The sequence below is a fragment of the Phycicoccus sp. Root101 genome (genome assembly GCF_001426245.1).
GTDB lineage: Bacteria > Actinomycetota > Actinomycetes > Actinomycetales > Dermatophilaceae > Pedococcus.
Window position 1 is genome coordinate 156,075 of record NZ_LMCM01000010.1, and the last position, 16,398, is coordinate 172,472.

Annotated in this window: 22 protein-coding genes; 15 read left to right on the forward strand and 7 right to left on the reverse strand. The window is 72.0% G+C overall.

Annotation, left to right across the window (positions count from 1 at the left end):
* Positions 1–104 precede the first annotated feature (104 nt).
* The 6 genes from ASC58_RS17620 (at position 105) to ASC58_RS21835 (ending at position 2,374) form a co-directional block, all read left to right on the forward strand.
* Positions 105–284 (forward strand): hypothetical protein, encoded by a 180-nt coding sequence (locus tag ASC58_RS17620; protein WP_056915897.1) that lies wholly within the window; start codon positions 105–107, stop codon positions 282–284.
* A complete protein-coding gene (locus ASC58_RS17625) occupies positions 277–693 on the forward strand; it encodes an Asp23/Gls24 family envelope stress response protein (RefSeq protein WP_162246873.1) in 417 nt (138 codons plus the stop codon). The genes ASC58_RS17620 and ASC58_RS17625 overlap by 8 nt, the downstream gene beginning before the upstream one ends.
* A complete protein-coding gene (locus ASC58_RS17630) occupies positions 690–1,298 on the forward strand; it encodes a DUF6286 domain-containing protein (protein WP_056915895.1) in 609 nt (202 codons plus the stop codon). The genes ASC58_RS17625 and ASC58_RS17630 overlap by 4 nt, the downstream gene beginning before the upstream one ends.
* Entirely contained in the window at positions 1,295–1,861 is a 567-nt protein-coding gene (locus ASC58_RS17635) for a hypothetical protein (protein ID WP_056915894.1), read from the forward strand. Before ASC58_RS17630 ends, ASC58_RS17635 begins: the two co-directional genes overlap by 4 nt.
* Positions 1,862–1,941: 80 nt before the next feature.
* Positions 1,942–2,115: a CsbD family protein gene (locus tag ASC58_RS20775; RefSeq protein ID WP_082553430.1), complete on the forward strand. Its 174-nt coding sequence runs from the start codon at positions 1,942–1,944 to the stop codon at positions 2,113–2,115.
* 133 nt (positions 2,116–2,248) lie between these two features.
* The gene (locus ASC58_RS21835; protein ID WP_255353309.1) at positions 2,249–2,374 is read left to right on the forward strand and encodes a hypothetical protein; all 126 of its coding nucleotides are present in this window, start codon (positions 2,249–2,251) and stop codon (positions 2,372–2,374) included.
* Positions 2,375–2,389: 15 nt separating this feature from the next.
* Here the strand turns inward: ASC58_RS21835 and ASC58_RS17640 are convergent, their stop codons facing one another.
* Together ASC58_RS17640 and ASC58_RS17645 are read right to left on the reverse strand one after the other, a co-directional pair.
* Positions 2,390–2,845, reverse strand: a complete 456-nt coding sequence (locus tag ASC58_RS17640; RefSeq protein WP_056920217.1) for a VOC family protein — start codon at positions 2,843–2,845, stop codon at positions 2,390–2,392.
* A gap of 25 nt (positions 2,846–2,870) precedes the next feature.
* On the reverse strand, positions 2,871–3,851 hold the full coding sequence (locus tag ASC58_RS17645) for a YafY family protein (RefSeq protein ID WP_056920218.1): 981 nt from the start codon (positions 3,849–3,851) through the stop codon (positions 2,871–2,873).
* Positions 3,852–3,947: 96 nt separating this feature from the next.
* On the opposite strand from ASC58_RS17645, the gene ASC58_RS17650 reads away from it, so the two are divergent.
* On the forward strand, positions 3,948–5,489 hold the full coding sequence (locus ASC58_RS17650) for an MFS transporter (RefSeq protein WP_082553470.1): 1,542 nt from the start codon (positions 3,948–3,950) through the stop codon (positions 5,487–5,489).
* 19 nt (positions 5,490–5,508) lie between these two features.
* Here the strand turns inward: ASC58_RS17650 and ASC58_RS17655 are convergent, their stop codons facing one another.
* Positions 5,509–5,880: a CrcB family protein gene (locus ASC58_RS17655; protein ID WP_056920219.1), complete on the reverse strand. Its 372-nt coding sequence runs from the start codon at positions 5,878–5,880 to the stop codon at positions 5,509–5,511.
* Positions 5,877–6,290, reverse strand: a complete 414-nt coding sequence (gene crcB / locus ASC58_RS17660) for a fluoride efflux transporter CrcB (protein WP_162246874.1) — start codon at positions 6,288–6,290, stop codon at positions 5,877–5,879. Before crcB ends, ASC58_RS17655 begins: the two co-directional genes overlap by 4 nt.
* Positions 6,291–6,328: 38 nt before the next feature.
* Between crcB and ASC58_RS17665 the strand changes: the two genes are divergently transcribed.
* Positions 6,329–6,781 carry a YbaB/EbfC family nucleoid-associated protein gene (locus ASC58_RS17665; protein ID WP_056920220.1) on the forward strand — a complete coding sequence of 151 codons (453 nt, stop codon included), beginning with the start codon at positions 6,329–6,331 and terminating at the stop codon, positions 6,779–6,781.
* Positions 6,778–7,206: a hypothetical protein gene (locus ASC58_RS17670; RefSeq protein ID WP_056915888.1), complete on the forward strand. Its 429-nt coding sequence runs from the start codon at positions 6,778–6,780 to the stop codon at positions 7,204–7,206. The genes ASC58_RS17665 and ASC58_RS17670 overlap by 4 nt, the downstream gene beginning before the upstream one ends.
* 6 nt (positions 7,207–7,212) lie before the next feature.
* Here ASC58_RS17670 and ASC58_RS17675 read toward each other — a convergent pair whose 3' ends face one another.
* Positions 7,213–7,602, reverse strand: coding sequence for a hypothetical protein (locus ASC58_RS17675; protein ID WP_056915887.1), 390 nt, complete (start codon positions 7,600–7,602; stop codon positions 7,213–7,215).
* Between the two features lie 116 nt (positions 7,603–7,718).
* Here ASC58_RS17675 and ASC58_RS17680 point away from each other — a divergent pair, with 116 nt between their 5' ends.
* Together ASC58_RS17680 and ASC58_RS17685 are read left to right on the forward strand one after the other, a co-directional pair.
* Positions 7,719–8,015, forward strand: a complete 297-nt coding sequence (locus ASC58_RS17680; protein ID WP_056915886.1) for a hypothetical protein — start codon at positions 7,719–7,721, stop codon at positions 8,013–8,015.
* The gene (locus ASC58_RS17685; protein ID WP_056915885.1) at positions 8,012–9,025 is read left to right on the forward strand and encodes a hypothetical protein; all 1,014 of its coding nucleotides are present in this window, start codon (positions 8,012–8,014) and stop codon (positions 9,023–9,025) included. Before ASC58_RS17680 ends, ASC58_RS17685 begins: the two co-directional genes overlap by 4 nt.
* A 6-nt stretch (positions 9,026–9,031) precedes the next feature.
* Here ASC58_RS17685 and ASC58_RS17690 read toward each other — a convergent pair whose 3' ends face one another.
* Positions 9,032–10,261, reverse strand: coding sequence for a pyridoxal phosphate-dependent aminotransferase (locus ASC58_RS17690; RefSeq protein WP_056915884.1), 1,230 nt, complete (start codon positions 10,259–10,261; stop codon positions 9,032–9,034).
* A 49-nt stretch (positions 10,262–10,310) separates the two neighbouring features.
* On the opposite strand from ASC58_RS17690, the gene ASC58_RS17695 reads away from it, so the two are divergent.
* Entirely contained in the window at positions 10,311–12,209 is a 1,899-nt protein-coding gene (locus ASC58_RS17695; RefSeq protein ID WP_056920221.1) for a potassium transporter Kup, read from the forward strand.
* A gap of 5 nt (positions 12,210–12,214) precedes the next feature.
* On the opposite strand, the gene ASC58_RS17700 is transcribed toward ASC58_RS17695, so the two are convergent.
* On the reverse strand, positions 12,215–12,838 hold the full coding sequence (locus tag ASC58_RS17700; RefSeq protein ID WP_056920222.1) for a hypothetical protein: 624 nt from the start codon (positions 12,836–12,838) through the stop codon (positions 12,215–12,217).
* Positions 12,839–12,930: 92 nt separating this feature from the next.
* Here ASC58_RS17700 and ASC58_RS17705 point away from each other — a divergent pair, with 92 nt between their 5' ends.
* The 3 genes from ASC58_RS17705 (at position 12,931) to ASC58_RS17715 (ending at position 16,377) form a co-directional block, all read left to right on the forward strand.
* The gene (locus ASC58_RS17705; protein ID WP_056915882.1) at positions 12,931–13,377 is read left to right on the forward strand and encodes a MarR family winged helix-turn-helix transcriptional regulator; all 447 of its coding nucleotides are present in this window, start codon (positions 12,931–12,933) and stop codon (positions 13,375–13,377) included.
* 163 nt (positions 13,378–13,540) lie between these two features.
* The gene (locus tag ASC58_RS17710; RefSeq protein WP_056920223.1) at positions 13,541–14,119 is read left to right on the forward strand and encodes a MarR family winged helix-turn-helix transcriptional regulator; all 579 of its coding nucleotides are present in this window, start codon (positions 13,541–13,543) and stop codon (positions 14,117–14,119) included.
* The gene (locus tag ASC58_RS17715) at positions 14,119–16,377 is read left to right on the forward strand and encodes an MDR family MFS transporter (RefSeq protein ID WP_235529305.1); all 2,259 of its coding nucleotides are present in this window, start codon (positions 14,119–14,121) and stop codon (positions 16,375–16,377) included. Before ASC58_RS17710 ends, ASC58_RS17715 begins: the two co-directional genes overlap by 1 nt.
* The last annotated feature ends 21 nt before the right edge of the window (positions 16,378–16,398 follow it).

The following is a 16,398-nucleotide window of genomic DNA, read 5'->3' on the forward strand; positions in this document are numbered from 1 at the left end:
CTCCACCGGGCACGACCGCCCCTCCACCGGGCACGACCGCCCACCCCCGCACACCCCGTATGCCGTGTCGGCCCCGCCGACGCACCACCACCTAGGAGTGCACCATGACCACCTCCACCGTCGGCCTCCTCGCCGGCCTGCTGCTCGGCATCGCCGCTGCCGCGGGCGGCTTCACCGGCTTCCTCATCGCCCTGGTCCTCGGGATCGTCGGGTACCTCCTGGGCGGCCAGCGTGACGGCGAGCTCGACCTCAGCGGCCTGTTCCGCGGTCGCGGCCGTGGCTGACCCGAGCACCGCTGCGGTTCGCGAGAGGACGCCGGACACCTCCGTGGCAGCGGTGGACGACCCTGCGACGCGCGGCGCGCTGGTCCTGCGCGATGCCGTGGTCCAGCACGTCTGCGAGCGTGCGGCGCTCGGCGTACCGGGCGTCCTGCGCCACTCCAGCGGTCTCGACGTCGTGACGCACCGCGACTACCCACGGGTCGACGCGGACCGCGCCGGTGACCGGGTACGCGCCAGCCTCGAGCTGGCGGTGACCTGGCCGACACCGTTGGCGGCCACCGCCGACGCGGTGCGCGAGGCGGTCGGTTCCGCCCTCGTGGACCTGCTCGGCCTGACCGTCGACGCGGTCGACGTGACCATCAGCCAGATCCTCCCCGCCTCGGCGGGGAGACCTCCGAGGAGGGTCGAATGAGCAGTCCGATCAGTCAGGGCTGGACCAGCGCCGAGTCCTCGGCGACCACCGGGCCACAGCAGGTGGAGCCGCGCGCACCGCTGCAACCTGCAGGCGCGCCTCCAGCGGCTGGCATCGCCGTGCTCCTCGCCGTGCTGCTGCTCGCGCTCGCCGCGGTGCTGGGCCGCGACACGCTCGTCATCGCCGGGGCCGTCACCGGTCGCCCCTGGACCACGGCGGCGCTCGGTGCCGTCGACGGGTTGCAGCCGCAGGCGTGGATGGTCCCGGTCGGGGTCGTCGTCGCGCTGGTCGGACTGTGGCTGGTCGTCGCGGCCCTGAGGCCGAGGCCGAGGCGCGACGTCGAGCTCGGCACCAGCGGGGCCATCTGGGTCGACCGGTCGGACACGGCCCGCCTCGCGCAGACGGCCGCCCTGACCGCCGACGGCGTCCTCGACGCCCGGGCCTCCACCAGCCGCAGAGGCGTGCGGGTCCGCGTGACCACGACGGCACAGGACACGTCCCCGGTCGTCGCCGACGTCCGCTCGCAGGTCGAGCGTGCCCTCTCCGAGCTCTCACCGACTCCGTCCCTGTCCATCAAGACGTCGACCACCGGAGGTGCCTCATGACCCGCCTCGCCGCCGCGGTCGACCGCGTCGTGGTCCTGGTCGTCGGGCTCGTGCTCGTGGTGGTCGGCGTCGCGGGCATCGCGTGGCAGCTCGACCTCGTCGCCCAGCTGCCCACGAAGCTCGATGCCGCGTGGGCGACCGATCTCCCGGAGCAGGGGTGGTGGCCCTGGGCGCTCGGCGCGGCGGCAGTGCTGCTGGCCCTGGTCGCCCTGCGCTGGATCGGTGCCCACGCCCCGTCGCGCAAGCTCGCCACGCACCCCCTCGCCGGGTCCGGTCCCGAGGGACGGCTGCGCATCGACCTCGATGCGCTCGCGTCCGCCACGGCGGACCGGCTCGCCGAGGCTCCCTCGGTCCGCTCCGCCAAGGGCGCCGCCCTGGGCGGCAGGGCGTCGGGCGCCGTCGAGGTGACGGCCACTGTCGACTCCCGTGCCGACCTCGGGCACGTCCGCACGGCCATCGCCGAGGTCGGGGCCGAGCTGGCCCGAGCCACCGACGGGACCGTCCCGGCCCGCTACCGCGTCAGGGTCGCCCGACCGGAACGGACCGCACGCCGACTCCGTTGACGCGGACCAGGCAACCCGCACCACCCAGACTCCTGACCCGAATCCCGCGGCCAGGACCAACGAAGAGAGAGGGACCCCTCATGGGAATCGCAGACAAGGCCAAGAACGCCGCCCAGGACCTCACCGGCAAGGCCAAGGAGGCCATCGGCGACGCCACCAACAACGAGCGCCTCGAGGCCGAGGGCCAGGCCGACCAGGCCGAGGCCAAGGTCAAGAAGACCGGCGAGGACGTCAAGGACGTCTTCAAGGGCTGACTGCTCGATCAACGGCCTGCCGACGTCACGGACGGCGGCAGGCCGTTGTCATGCCACCTGTCATGCCACGACTGTCATGCCACCTGTCATGCAACGAACTGTCATGCCACCCACGTACCTCGAAAGGACCTCCATGAGCCGCCCCAAGCGCAACCTGTTCACCGTCCTCGGCTGGATCGTCTGGAAGCTGCTCGCCGTCGTCGGCCTGCCGCTGGCCAGGAAGAAGATCCGCGAGCGCCGGTCCGCACCCCGGCACTGAGCCGGGTGAGGCGAGTCAGCTGATGCAGAACTCGTTGCCCTCGGGGTCGTGCAGCGTCACCGCGAAGTAGTCGGCACCCTCGGGGGCGTTGACGCGGGCGATGCTCGCCCCGAGGGCGACCAGCCGCTCGACCTCCGCCTCGAGGCTCGCGCGCCGCTCGGCATACGGCATCGCGTCGCGACCCGGCGTGTGACGCACGTCGATGTGGAGCCGGTTCTTCACGGTCTTGCCCTCGGGCACCTCCTGGAACCAGATGCGCGGGAGGACGCCCTCGGGATCGAGGATCGCGCCGCTGCCGTTCTCGGCGCCGACGAGGTCCTCCTCCGGGATCCCCGCCGCGAGCCAGTACTCCAACCAGCTCGACCACCCCTGTGGTGCGGGCTCGGGCACGTAACCCAGTGCGGCGCACCAGAACTCGACCACTCGCCCGGTGTCCGCACAGTCCACCGTCAGCTGCCACGTCTTCGTCATGGTCCGAGTGTGTCAGCGAGGGGTGTCAGCGACGGCTGCCAGCGGTCGCCGCGGTGAACCGTTCCCCCCACCGCGCGAGGAGCTCGTGCACCTCCGGGGAGGCCTCCTCGATCGTGAACGGTGCCTCGAGCACCCCGAGACCGAATGCCGCCCACCTCGCCTGCCGCCCGTCCATCTCGACCCGGCAGGAGTGCGCGTCCACGGCGGTCACCGTGGCCCATCGGGAGATCTGCTCCTCGACGGCCCCCTTCGGCGCGTGGACCAGGACGCGGAGCGAGTTGCCGATCTCGTTGCGGGACAGCCCCTTCCGCACGTATGCCGCTGCGTCACCCCCGGGGACCTCACGGGCGCGGAACCGGGCGCGGGTCCCGGATGGTTCGCTGAGGCGGTCGAGCCGGAACGACCGCCAGTCCTGCCGGTCGAGGTCGTAGGCCAGCAGGTACCACCGCCGACCCACCGTGACGAGGCGGTGCGGTTCGACGTGCCGCCGGACGGGTTCGCCCGCACCCACGCCACCACGCGCCTGGTAGGTGAACCGGACCCGCTCGGTGTCGCGGGTGGCCTGCGCCACCGTCGCGAGCACGTCGGCGTGGACGGTCGGAGCCTCGGCGAAGGGCGAGTCGTCGGTGACGGCCCGCAACGCCTCGGCGCGGCGACGCAGCTTCGGCGGCAGCACCTGGACGACCTTCGACAGGGCGCTGACGGAGGCCTCGGCCAGCGGGCCGGCGGTGAGCTGTGCGGCCCCGTTGAGGGCCACGACCATGGCGATGGCCTCGTCCTCCTCGACGGTGAGCGGCGGCATCGTCGCCCCGGCGCCGAGCTGGTACCCACCCTCGATGCCGCGGACGGAGTCGACGGGATACCCCAGCTCGCGGAGTCGTTCGACGTCGCGGCGCAGCGTGCGCTCGGAGACCTCGAGCCGGCCTGCGAGGTCCGGTCCGGCCCAGAAGCGGTGCGTCTGCAGCAGCGACAGCAGTCGCAGGGTGCGGGAGCTGGTGTTGGCCATGGATCCAGCATGACCCACAAAGCGGTCAGGAAGTGGCCGGAAGTCTCCCTAGCGTGGTGGACGAAGACCTCGACCACGACCGTCAAGGAGACGACCATGACCGCGACAGCCACCACCCGGCCGGAGCCGACCGAGCTCGACCCGCCGGCCCTCGAGGGCGTCATCGCCCGCAGCGCGCTTCCCGTGGGCCGGGCCCGCACCATCGCCCTGCTCAGCCTGTTCCTGGCATCGACGATGGAGCTGCTCGACAACACCATCGTCAACGTCGCCCTCCCGACGATCGAGAGCGGGCTGGGGGCCACCGCCTCCCAGCTCCAGTGGATGGTCGCGGCCTACCCGCTCGCGTTCGCGGTGGGCCTGATCACCGGGAGCAGGCTCGGGGACCTCCTCGGGCGCAAGCGGATGTTCGTCGCGGGCCTGGTGGGGTTCACCGTGCTCTCCGCGGCGTGCGGGCTGGCCCCGACGCCGGAGGCACTCGTCGTGTTCCGGGCGCTGCAGGGCCTCGCCTCCGCGGCGATGATCCCGCAGGTGCTCTCGAGCATCCAGGTGATGTACGCCCCGCACGAGCGCGCGAAGGCCATGGGCCTGTTCACCGGCCTCGCCGGTACCGCGGCCGTCGCCGGACCGGTCGTGGGGGCGCTCCTGACGGAGGCGGACATCCTGGGCATCGGGTGGCGCTCGATCTTCCTCGTCAACGTCCCCGTCGGGGTGTTCGCCGTCGTTGCCGCCCTGCGCTGGGTGCCGGAGTCGGTGGCGGTCACCCGTCCCCGACTCGATGCCCGCGGCGTCGCCCTGCTCGCCGGGTCGCTGCTCGCCGTCCTCTACCCGCTCACCATGGGACGCGAGCTGGGTTGGCCCGCCTGGGTGTATGCCGTGATGGCGGTCGGCGTCGTGGGGCTCGTCGCCTTCGTGTCCGTCCAGCGCCGGTCCGAGTCCAGCGGTCGTGAGCCGCTCGTGGCGCTCAGCCTGTACCGCGGTCGCGCGTTCGCCGCCGGTTCGGGTGTCTACACCTTCATGTTCGCCGCGATGGGGGCCCTGTTCATCGCCCAGACGATCTACTTCCAGGCCGGCCTGGGGTGGTCGGTGCTCAAGGCTGGTCTCGCCGGGCTCCCGTTCGCCCTGACGACCACGGTCACCGCAGGACTCGGTGTTGCCGTCCTCGGACCACGCATCGGGCGCAGGGTGCTCATGCTCGGTGGCGCCACCTGGGCCGTCGGCGCGCTGGTCATGGCAGCCACGGTGCACGGTGCCGACGCGTCGACGTCGACCTGGGCGTTCCTGCCGGGGTTGATGGTGTCGGGAGCAGGGTTCGGCCTGATGGTCGCGCCGGTGGGCGCCTTCACACTGGCCGACGTCCCGGTCGAGCACGCGGGTTCGGCGTCGGGGCTGTTCAGCACCACCGGCCAGCTCGCGAACGCCGTGGGGGTGGCCGTGATCGGCACGGTGTTCTTCTCGGTCGTCGACGCAGGGTCCTCACGGGTCCCGTCGGAGCTGTTCGGCCCGGCGTTCCAGGTGGCCCTGTGCATCGTCGCGGGCCTGATGGTGCTCGCCGGACTGGCGGCCCGCGCCTTCCCGGCCACCGCCGGGCTCGCGACCGCCCCGGAGCCGACCGACGACGACCACCACCAGCAGGGCTGAGGCGGACGGCTCGGCCGGGTCAGAGCTGCGTGCCGAGGACCCAGCCGAGCCAGACTGCCGCGAGGCCGAGTCCCAGCGACAGGGTGAGGTTCGCGGCGAACGGTCGCCACTCGCGTCGCTCGAGGAACACCCAGGTCTCGAAGGCCAGCGTCGAGAACGTCGTCAGGGCGCCGCAGAACCCGATGCCCACCAACGGCATCACCCAGGGGGGCGCCGTGGCCCACCCGGCGACCAGGCCCAGGACCAGGGAACCGACGACGTTGACGACCAGCGTCCCGAGGATGGTGCCGGCGTCGGAGCGGGCCCGGGCCCAACGGTCGACCAGGAAGCGCAGCGGTGCCCCGACGACCGCCCCCGCCGCCACCAGCAGGGCACCGGCGACACCCGTCACCGGAGGTCACCGAGGACGCGCTGCCCCACCCCCAGCCCGAGGCCGACGGCCACCAGGCCGAGGAGGAACGACGCGAGGACGTAGGCCAGGGCGAGGCCGGGGCGCCCGGCACCTCCCATCGCGTGCACGTCGAGCGCGAAGGAGGAGAACGTGGTCCAGCCCCCGAGGACCCCCACGCCGAGGAAGGGCCGCAGGGCCGGGTGCGGGTCGGTCATCGACAGCACCCACGCGACCAGCAGGCCCATCGCGAACGAGCCGGTGACGTTGACGAGGAACGTCGCCCACGGGAAGTCACCGGTGACGTGCGGCAGGGCCAGCCCGGCGGCATACCGGCCGAGGGAACCCAGCGCCCCACCCGCGGCGACGACGGCGAGCAGCGTCGGCGTCGGTGCGGTGCGGGCCGGGTTCACGCCGCACAGTCTGGCAAAGCGTGGCTAGGGTGGTGCACGTGACTGAGGGGAACAGCGCACAGGACCGTCGCAGCTCTCGCGACCTCGAGACCTCGCTGAGGCAGATCGACGAGGACATCGCGGGCGCCCACGACCGGGCGGCCAAGGCCGACGCGTGGGTGCACGAGGTCGAACGCATCACCGGGACCGGCACCGCCGAGCGCGGCGGAGTGAGGGTCGAGGTGGACCTGCAGGGCATGGTCACCGGCCTGTCGGTCACCGACGCCGTGGCCGCCCGCGGCGGACAGACGGTGGCGTATGCCGTGCTGTCGGCCACCGCGCAGGCCCAGGACGAGGTGCGTCGCAAGGCGGCCGAGAGCAGTGCTGCCACATGGGGCGCCGACTCCGCAGCCACCCGGCACTTCGCCGAGGAGGTCGCGGCCGACAACGTCACCGCACACCCGGACGCACCCCCGGCAGGTCCCCGCGACACCCGAGGGGGCACCTGGTGAGCACCGGACCCGAGATCTCGCGCTGGGTTCCCGGCGACCCGCCCCCCACCCCGATGCAGCTCGACGCCCTGGCCGCGCGGACCCGCACGGCGCTCGCCTGGCGCGAGTCGTTGACCGCTCTCTCGGGCGAGGGCGAGCACGAGGGCGTGGCTGCCGTGGTTGCCTCCAGCGGTGCGCTGACGGACCTCAAGGTCCCGGACCGCTCGGCCAGGGACGGTGGCGAGGAGGTCTCCCGTCGCGTGCTGGAGGCGATCGGCGCGGCGCAGCGAGACCTCGCCGAGCAGATCCGGGCCTCGGCTCGCGAGGCCTTCGGTGAGGACTCCGACGACGCCGCCACCGTGTCGGCCTCGCTGGAGACGCGGTTCCCCGGCACGGCGAGGGTGCTGCCCCCGGATGAGGGCACGCACGTCACCTGGGGCCGCTGACCGGCCTCAGGACCACCCGCCGGCGACCAGCAGGACCGCCTGCTGCAGGCCGCGCAGGACACCCAGCGTCAGGGCCACGGCGACGAACGCCCAGGCGGCCCAGCGCCACGCCAGGTCGCTGGGCTCGCGTCGCTCTGGGGCACGGAAGACCGACCACCAGCGGTTCTCGGCGAGCGGGCCGTAGCGGCCGTCCTCACGCGGGGTGAACGGCGCCCACCAGTCACCGAGCCGTCGGGCGCGCACCGCCTCCTTGGCGACGCGCACCGGGAAGAGCCAGAACAGCCACGCCAGGACGGCGACGAGCAGGACCGCCACGACGAGCAGGAAGAGCCGGGCGAGCCAGACGAAGAGCGTGACACCCGAGTCGTCGGTGGCGAAGGGGGCCAAAGCGGTCATGTCGCTCACCCTAGCCATGACGGGCCCGGGGAGCGCTCCCCATGGCGAACCGGGCGGGAGACGCCCTAGCATCGTGCCGTCCACAGGGGGAATCAGGTCAAAGGGGGCGCTTGTCCATGCGTATCGATCTCGAGGCCGACGGCGTCCGCGCCCACGCCTCATCCGTGGAGTCCTTGCGCTCCCGCACCAGCCAGGCGAGCTCGGCGGTCTCGACCACGATGTCGGCCGAGGCGTTCGGCCTGATGAACGTCGCGCTGGCGGGGATCGCCGCCGTCGTCGCCACAGCCGGGCGGATGGCCATCGAGGGCCTGGCGTCCGACCTCGGCGAGACCGGCACCAACCTGCGCCAGCTCGCCACCAACGCCGAGACGACCGACGGCAACGTCGACGCCCGCATGCGGGGCTACCGGTGAGCGGCCTCGTCGCCACTCCCGGCGAACGGTCCTGGCACTCCGGCGCCGGGCTGCTCGACTCGGGCATGACCCTGTGCGAGTCGATCAACGGCGACTCGTGGGTGGACCAGGCCCTGTCGGCCGGCGCCGTCGGCGTCGACATCTACGCCACCGTCTCCGACCCGCTCGGCAGCCTGTTCGCTGCCGGCATCGGATGGGTCATCGACCACCTGAACCCCATCAAGGACTGGTTCGACGAGCTGACGGGCAACCCCGAGGAGGTCGCCGCCTTCTCCGAGACCTGGAGCAACGTCCGCAACGAGCTCGACCGCATCAAGGCCGACTACGCCCGGCACGCCGAGGCCCAGATGGGGCACATGCAGGGCGAGGCCCTGGAGTCCTACCGCAAGCACGTGAAGGACATGACCGACAAGTACGGCCTGGTGAGCAACGGGGCGCACGCCATCTCGTACGGGTTCGTCGGCGCGGCCGGCCTCGTCCAGCTGGTCCACGGGCTGGTGCGTGACGCCCTCGCCCAGATCGTCGGGGCGCTGTGCAGCTACGTCGCCGAGCTCGTCATCACCCTCGGTGCGGCCACCCCGCTCGTCATCCACCAGGCGACCAGCCGCGTCTCCGCCCTCGTCGCGGAGATCGGGCCCAAGCTCAAGGGCCTGAAGAGCTCGGTCCACTCGCTCGACGAGCTGACCAGCGGACTCAAGGACATCCTCAACGACATCCCGCGCTTCCTCGGCGACCGCTACTCCGTGCCGAACCACCCCGAGCTCAAGTGGGGCGACATCCCCTCACGGAACCTCAAGTGGGCCGAGCGGATCAAGGCGATGCCCGGCGGTGAGGGCCTGACGCTGGGTGAGCGGATCCGGCTCATCAACATGCAGGACGAGTACAAGCACCTGCTCGGCACCGGTCAGGACGCCTGGGAGGGCCTGGTCAAGGAGGCGCTGGCGTCCTCGGCGCCGAACAACGTCAACGACGCGATCCGCAGGATCCGGGAGCTCGCCGGCAACCTCTGAGACCCCTCAGGCGCGCCGGGTCTCGAGGAACTCCGCGATCCGGCCGATCGCCTCGGTGAGCACCTCCACGTCGGGGAGGGTGACGAGGCGGAAGTGGTCCGGCTCGAACCAGTTGAAGCCGGTGCCGTGGGTGACGAGGATCTTCTTCTCCCGCAGCAGCTCGATGACGAACTGCTGGTCGTCCTCGATGGCGTAGACCTCGGGGTCGAGCCGGGGGAAGCAGTAGAGGGCGCCGTGCGGCTCGACGCAGGAGACACCGGGGATCTCGTTGAGCAGGCGCCAGGCCGTCTTGCTCTGCTCGTAGAACCGGCCGCCGGGGTGGATGTACTCCTCGATCGACTGGTAGCCACCCAGGGCGGTCTGGATCGCGTGCTGGCCGGGGACGTTGGCGCACATGCGCATGTTGGCCAGCAGGGTCAGGCCCTCGAGGAAGTCGGCGGCCATCGCCTTCGGCCCGGAGACCATGACCCAGCCGGCGCGGAAGCCGCACACCCGGTAGGCCTTGGACAGCCCGCTGAAGGTCAGGCAGAGGACGTCGTCGCCGGCATGTGTCGCGGTGTGGTGGTGCACCGGCTGGTGGTTGGCGTCGGCGAACAGGATCTTCTCGTAGATCTCGTCGGACAGCAGGACGAGGTCGTGGCGGCGGGCGATGTCGACCAGCCCGCGCACGACGTCCTCGCCGTAGACGGCGCCGGTCGGGTTGTTCGGGTTGATGACGACCAGGGCGTGGGTGTTCGGCGTGATCTTCGACTCGATGTCCTCGAGGTCGGGGTTCCAGCCGTTCGACTCGTCGCAGCGGTAGTGGACGGGTGTCCCGCCGGCCAGCGTGACCGCGCCGGTCCACAGGGGGTAGTCGGGCGCGGGGACGAGGATCTCGTTGCCGTCGTCGACGAACGCGGTGAGCACCATGGAGATCAGCTCGGACACACCGTTGCCGATGAAGACGTCGTCGACGTGCGTGTCGGTGAGGCCGCGTGACTGGTAGTAGTGCGCCACCGCCGTCCGGGCCGAGTAGATGCCGCGGGAGTCGCTGTAGCCCTGGGAGTTCGGCAGGTGGTGGACCATGTCCTGCAGCACGGCCTCCGGCGCCTCGAACCCGAACGGGGCCGGGTTGCCGATGTTCAGCTTGAGGATCTTGTGCCCCTCGGCCTCGAGGCGCTGGGCCTCGACGAGGATCGGCCCGCGGACGTCGTAGCGGACCTGGTGGAGCTTGCGGGACTGGGTGATTCGGCGCACGCGACCAGTCTTCCAGTTCCCACCACGCGGCGTGCGAGGATCATCGCTCGTGAGCAACGACGAGTTCGGCAGGCGCAAGGGCTGGGTGCCGTTGGCCCTCGGCGCCCTGGGCGTGGTCTTCGGCGACATCGGCACCAGCCCTCTCTACGCGGTGCAGACCGTGTTCTCGATCGACCACAACGCCGTGGAGACCACCCCCGGCGACGTCTACGGGGTGATCTCCCTCGTCTTCTGGTCGATCACGCTCGTCGTCAGCGTCAAGTACGTCGTGTTCATCCTGCGCGCCGACAACGACGGCGAGGGCGGCGTCATGGCGCTCGCCGCCCTGGCGCGTCAGTCGGTGCGGCCCGGGGGACGCAGGTTCGGCCTGGTCATGGTGCTCGGCGTGCTCGGCGCGTCCCTCTTCTACGGCGACAGCGTCATCACCCCGGCCATCTCGGTGATGTCGGCGATCGAGGGCCTCGCGGTGCCGGCGCCCGGCCTCGGCCACCTCGTGGTCCCGCTGGGCGCGGTCATCATCACCGGGCTGTTCGTGGTCCAGCGGTTCGGGACCCAGCTCGTCGGACGGTTCTTCGGGCCGGTGATGGTGCTCTGGTTCGCCGTCCTCGGGGTGCTCGGCATCGGTCAGGTGGCGCGTGACCCTGCGATCCTGCGCGGCCTGTCGCCCTCCTACGCCCTGCTCTTCGTGGTGGACCGGCCGTTCGTCGCCTTCGTGGCGATGGGTGCGGTCGTGCTCTCCATCACCGGTGCCGAGGCCCTGTATGCCGACATGGGCCACTTCGGCCGCTCACCGATCCGCCGGGCGTGGTTCTTCGTCGTCTTCCCCTGCCTCACCCTCAACTACCTCGGCCAGGGAGCCCTCCTGCTCGAGGAGCCGACGTCGGCACGCAGTCCGTTCTTCCTCATGGCCCCGGACTGGGCGCAGATCCCGCTCGTGGTCCTGGCCACGCTGGCGACCGTGATCGCCTCGCAGGCCGTCATCTCCGGTGCGTACTCGGTGTCCCGCCAGGCCGAACGCCTCGGCTTCCTCCCGCGTCTGACGGTCCGTCACACCTCGAAGGTCGAGCGGGGCCAGATCTACGTCCCGGCTGTGAACTGGACCCTCTTCGTCGGCGTCCTCATCCTGCTCGTGACCTTCCAGTCCTCGGCGAGGCTCGCCACGGCATACGGGCTGGCGGTGACCGGGACGTTCCTCATCACGACGACCCTCTTCCTGCTCCTCGCCGAGTCGGCGTGGGGCTGGAGCCGCGGCCGGCTGCTCCTGCTGGGCATCCCCCTGGCGGTGCTCGAGCTGACCTACTTCGCCGCCAACCTCACCAAGGTCGTCCATGGCGGCTGGTTGCCGATCCTCGTCGCCGTGGTCGTCGCGACGGTCATGCTCACCTGGCAGCGCGGGCGCACGCTCGTCACCCAGCGCAGGGTGGAGATGGAGGGGCCGTTGGCGCCCTTCGTGGAGTGGCTGGGCACGGACCCGGTGACCCAGGTGCCCGGCAGCGCGGTCTTCCTGCACGTCGACAAGGACACGACCCCGCTCGCCCTGCGGGAGAACGCGACGGTGAACCACGTGCTGCACGAGCACGTCCTCATCCTGACCACCCGCTCGGCCAACGTCCCGGTCGTCGCCGAGGCCGACCGGTTCGAGGTCGACCCGCTCGGCGACCCGTACGACGCGATCGACCACCTCACGGTGAGCTTCGGCTTCCAGGAGGACCAGGACGTGCCGCAGGCCATGGCCCGCGCCCGGGACCTGGGCCTGATCGACATCGACCCCGCCGAGGCCTACTACTTCCTGTCCCGGATCAGCATCCAGCGCGGCCAGGGCAATGAGATGCGGACCTGGCGCAAGCGGCTGTTCGTCGGCCTCGCGCACAACGCGGCGTCCCCGACCGAGTACTTCCACCTCCCCGAGGACCGCACCGTGGCGATGGGCGCCGCCGTCGTCCTCTGAGGGCCCTACCCGGCCAGGACCTCGACGGTGGTCACGACCGAGGTGACCCCGGGCGCGCGCGGCGTGGACGAGAAGCCGAACCGGCAGGGTGGGTCCACCGGGGCCAGCTCGCCCAGGTCGGTGCCGCGCCACGACCCGGTCAGCGAGGTGACGCGGTGCAGGTCGAGCGCCCCGTACCACTCACGTCGTCCGGACCGGGCCTGTCCGCGGGTGCTCACGCCGCGCAGGAGGGTGCGGGCCACGGGGTCGGCGGCAGTGGCGAAGGCGGTGCTCGAGGCCACGGGCGTCGGTAGGGCGCGCAGCGCCCACCCGAGGGGCGCCCGTCTCCCGAGCGTGAAGGAGAGCCGCAGCTCGCCGGCCGTCACCGCCCAGCCCTGGCCCATGCCTCCCGCAACGGGGGAGACGTCGACCCCGGTGACCACCACCTCGTCGAACACGTAGGTGTCGGACACGAACGCCGCCACGGCGGTGTCCGGGGCGAGGAGCACGCGGTGGCCGTCCGGCTGCTCGAGCATGACGTCCGCGAACGCCCCCATCGGGGACCGGTCCCAGCGGCCCACGACGACCCGGACCCCGGAGGTGCTGCCCACCCCCGCGATCCGACCGTGGAACCGCTGCCGTCCGTGCACGGTCCCACCCTGACACGGGCTCGAGGCCCCTGCGCCGCGGGTACGGCCTGGAAGGGCTCCCCGAGGGAGGCTCTCACCCCTAGGCTTCGGCCATGTCACCCCGGACCCCCCTCGGCGAGCTCGAGGTCGAGCTCACGAGGCTGCTGCGCCGGGCCCGCAGCTCCCAGCAGCGGACCGCCTCCCAGGTCCACCCGGACCTGGACGCCTCCGGGTATGCCGTGCTCGTCACCGTCCGCGACCTGGCCGAGGCCGGCGGGGGTGCGCGGGGCGGCGACATCTCCGACGTCCTCGGGCTGCACAAGTCGACGATGAGCCGCAACCTCGCGGTGCTCGAGGAGCTCGGCCTGATCGAGCGCATCCCCGACCCGCTGGACGCCCGGGCCCGTCAGGTCCGCCTCACGGCGGAGGGCTCGCGGGCCCTCGAGGAGTCGTTCGAGGGGCGCAGGGAACGGCTGCGCCAGCAGCTCACCACCTGGGAGACGCAGGACATCGCCGAGCTCGCGCGCCTCCTGCGCCTGCTCAACGACACCGCCGTCTGAGCCGGCCACCCGTCTCGGCTGCCTTCGGCCGGCCACCCGTCCCCGCCGTCCCGGCAGCACGGGCGGCTTCGGCGCGCGCTCCCGGCGAGGACCTCGTCGGAATCAAGTTGCATAGCGCAACCATGTAGATATACAGTTGTGTTCTGCAACCAAAGGAGTTGTCGTGGTCTCCACCCTCGCGACCAAGCCTGTCGGGACATCCGGGCCCGACCACCCCGATGAGGTCATCGCCGCCCTCGCCAGCCTGATCCGCGCCAGCCGCGCCGTCGCCCGCCAGCGACACGACCAGCTCGGCGCGTCGGGCACACCGTTGGCCGTCCTCAAGGCCCTCGCTCACGCCGAGGACGAGCAGGCCCGCCCCGGCGACCTCGCGGTCGCCGCCGGTGTGGCCCCCTCGGTCGTCAGCCGCGTGCTGCCCAGGCTCGAGGAGGACGGCCTCGTCACGCGACGTCGCGACGAGGCCGACGCCCGCTCGTGCCACATCATCCTCACCCCCGAGGGTCGCGAGCAGCTGGCCGCGATCCAGCGGGAGTACGCCGAGCTCCTCGGTGGCGCCCTGGTCGACGTCCCCCCGGAGGAGGTCCGCCGGATGCCGCAGACCCTCGGCCACCTCGAGCGGGCGCTCCTGCGCGCTGCCGACCAAGGCGGGCCGCGCCATACCGGGCTCGCTCCCAGCCTGCGGCCCACGCACGCCACCACTCCCCTCCAGCCCACCCCCGAGAACCGCCAGGAAAGCCACTGATGTCAGCAACCACCGTCTCCGCACCGCCCGCGCCCGCCGCGACCGTGCACCCCGCCGCCGACGAGATGAGCCACAAGCAGATCCTCGAGGCCATGACCGGCCTCCTCGCCGGTCTGTTCACCGCGCTGCTCAGCAGCACCATCGTCTCCACGGCCCTCCCGACGATCATCGGTGACCTCAACGGCACCCAGCACCAGTACACGTGGGTCATCACCGCCTCGCTGCTCGCGACGACGGTGAGCACCCCCATCTGGGGCAAGTTCTCCGACCTGTTCAGCAAGAAGCTGCTGGTCCAGCTGTCCCTCGTCATCTTCGTCATCGGCTCGATCGGGGCCGGCCTGTCGCAGAGCGTCGGGTTCCTCATCGCCTGCCGCGTCGTGCAGGGCCTCGGCATGGGAGGGCTCACCGCCCTGACCCAGTCGATCATGGGCGCGATCATCGCCCCGCGACAGCGCGGTCGGTACTCCGGCTACATGGGCGCCGTCATGGCCGTCTCCACCGTCAGCGGCCCGCTGCTCGGCGGTGTCATCGTCGACAGCTCGCTCGGCTGGCGCTGGACGTTCTTCGTCTGCATCCCGCTCGCCGTCATCGCCCTGTTCATCCTCCAGGCGACGCTGCACGTGCCCACCATCAAGCGGAACCCGAAGATCGACTACCTCGGCGCGGTCCTCATCGCCATCACGGCGTCGCTGCCGCTGCTGTGGATCACCTTCGCGGGCAACGACTTCCCGTGGTGGTCGCTCCAGACCGCGTACTTCCTCGTCGGCACCGCCGTGGCCCTCGCGCTCACCCTCGTGGTGGAGAGCCGGGCCAAGGAGCCGATGGTCCCGCTCAAGGTCCTCAAGAACCGCACCGCGGGGCTCGTCGTCCTGGCCAGCGCCGCCGTCGGCATCGCGATGTTCGGTGGCACGACCTTCCTCACGCAGTACTTCCAGATCTCGCGCGGCTACACCCCGACCAAGGCCGGTCTGCTCACCATCCCGCTGATGGCGGCGCTGCTCGTGTCCTCGACGGGCGCCGGACAGATCATCAGCCGGACCGGTCGCTGGAAGAAGTTCATCGTCGGCGGCTCGTTCTTCCTCGTGGCCGGCCTCGCCTGGCTCGGGACGATCGACCACCTCACCCCGATGTGGCACATCGGCCTGGCGATGGCCCTCATGGGCTTCGGGCTCGGCGCGATGATGCAGAACCTCGTCCTGGCCGTCCAGAACACCGTCGACGTCCGCGACGTCGGTGCCGCCTCCGCCACGATCGCCTTCTTCCGCACCCTCGGTGGCGCGGTCGGCGTCTCGGCCCTCGGCGCGGTGCTGGCCACGCAGGTGACCGGCGACATCCGCGACGGGCTCGCCAAGCTCGGTCCCCAGGCCGCCGCGGCCGGCGGCTCCAGCAGCGGGACCCTGAACCTCAAGGAGATGCCCGCGCCCGTCGCCCAGATCGTCCGTGCGGCGTACGGCGACGCGACCGGTCACATCTTCCTCATCGCCGCCGTGGTCTCGGTCGTGGCCCTGGTCGCGGTGCTGTTCATCAAGGAGGTGCCGCTGCGCACCACCGTGTCCATGGGTGACGAGGCGGCTGTCGCTGCCACGACCGGTACCGGGGCCCCGGCCCTCACCGAGGCGCTCGAGGCCGACACCGGGACCGACGCCGATGCCCTCGTCGACACCGACGCGGACACCGAGGCGGGCCGCGTGGTCGACGCCGAGTCGGACCGTGGGGACGTGGCCGACCGCGGGGTCGAGGGGGCCCCGCGGTCGGGGACGACGCGGGTCGACCGGCACGGTGACCCCGTCTCGGCCGACCGCCGCACCGAGGTCCGGGCCGAGCGTGCGCTCGCCTCCGAGCTGCCGTCCGACTCGCACGAGCTCACCGCGCTGGCGGCGCTCGACGTCCTCACCAGCGCCCAGGACGAGGTCCGCGGCCGGGTCGACGCCGGTGACGAGGCCATCACCGCCGCCCGTGACCTGCTCCTCGGTCTCGGCCGGGACGTGGACGCGGCCCTGGGCCAGTTCCACACCGGGCTGGAGTCCGTGATCCGGCAGCTCGAGGCCCCGGCAGCCGGACGCCACTCGCAGCAGCGGGCCGCGGACGTCCTGCACGACCTGGAGTTCACCCTCCTGCGCAGCACGCAGGCGGCCGCCGACCGGGTCGTCGCAGCGGCGCACGCCGAGGCCGAGGCCATCGTCGCCCGGGCACGGCTCGAGGCGGGGCGCACCAGCGAGCTCGCGAACGGTCTCGCGGCGCGCGCCGACCGCTCCTAGCCGGCGGCGCCGCCCCAGCTC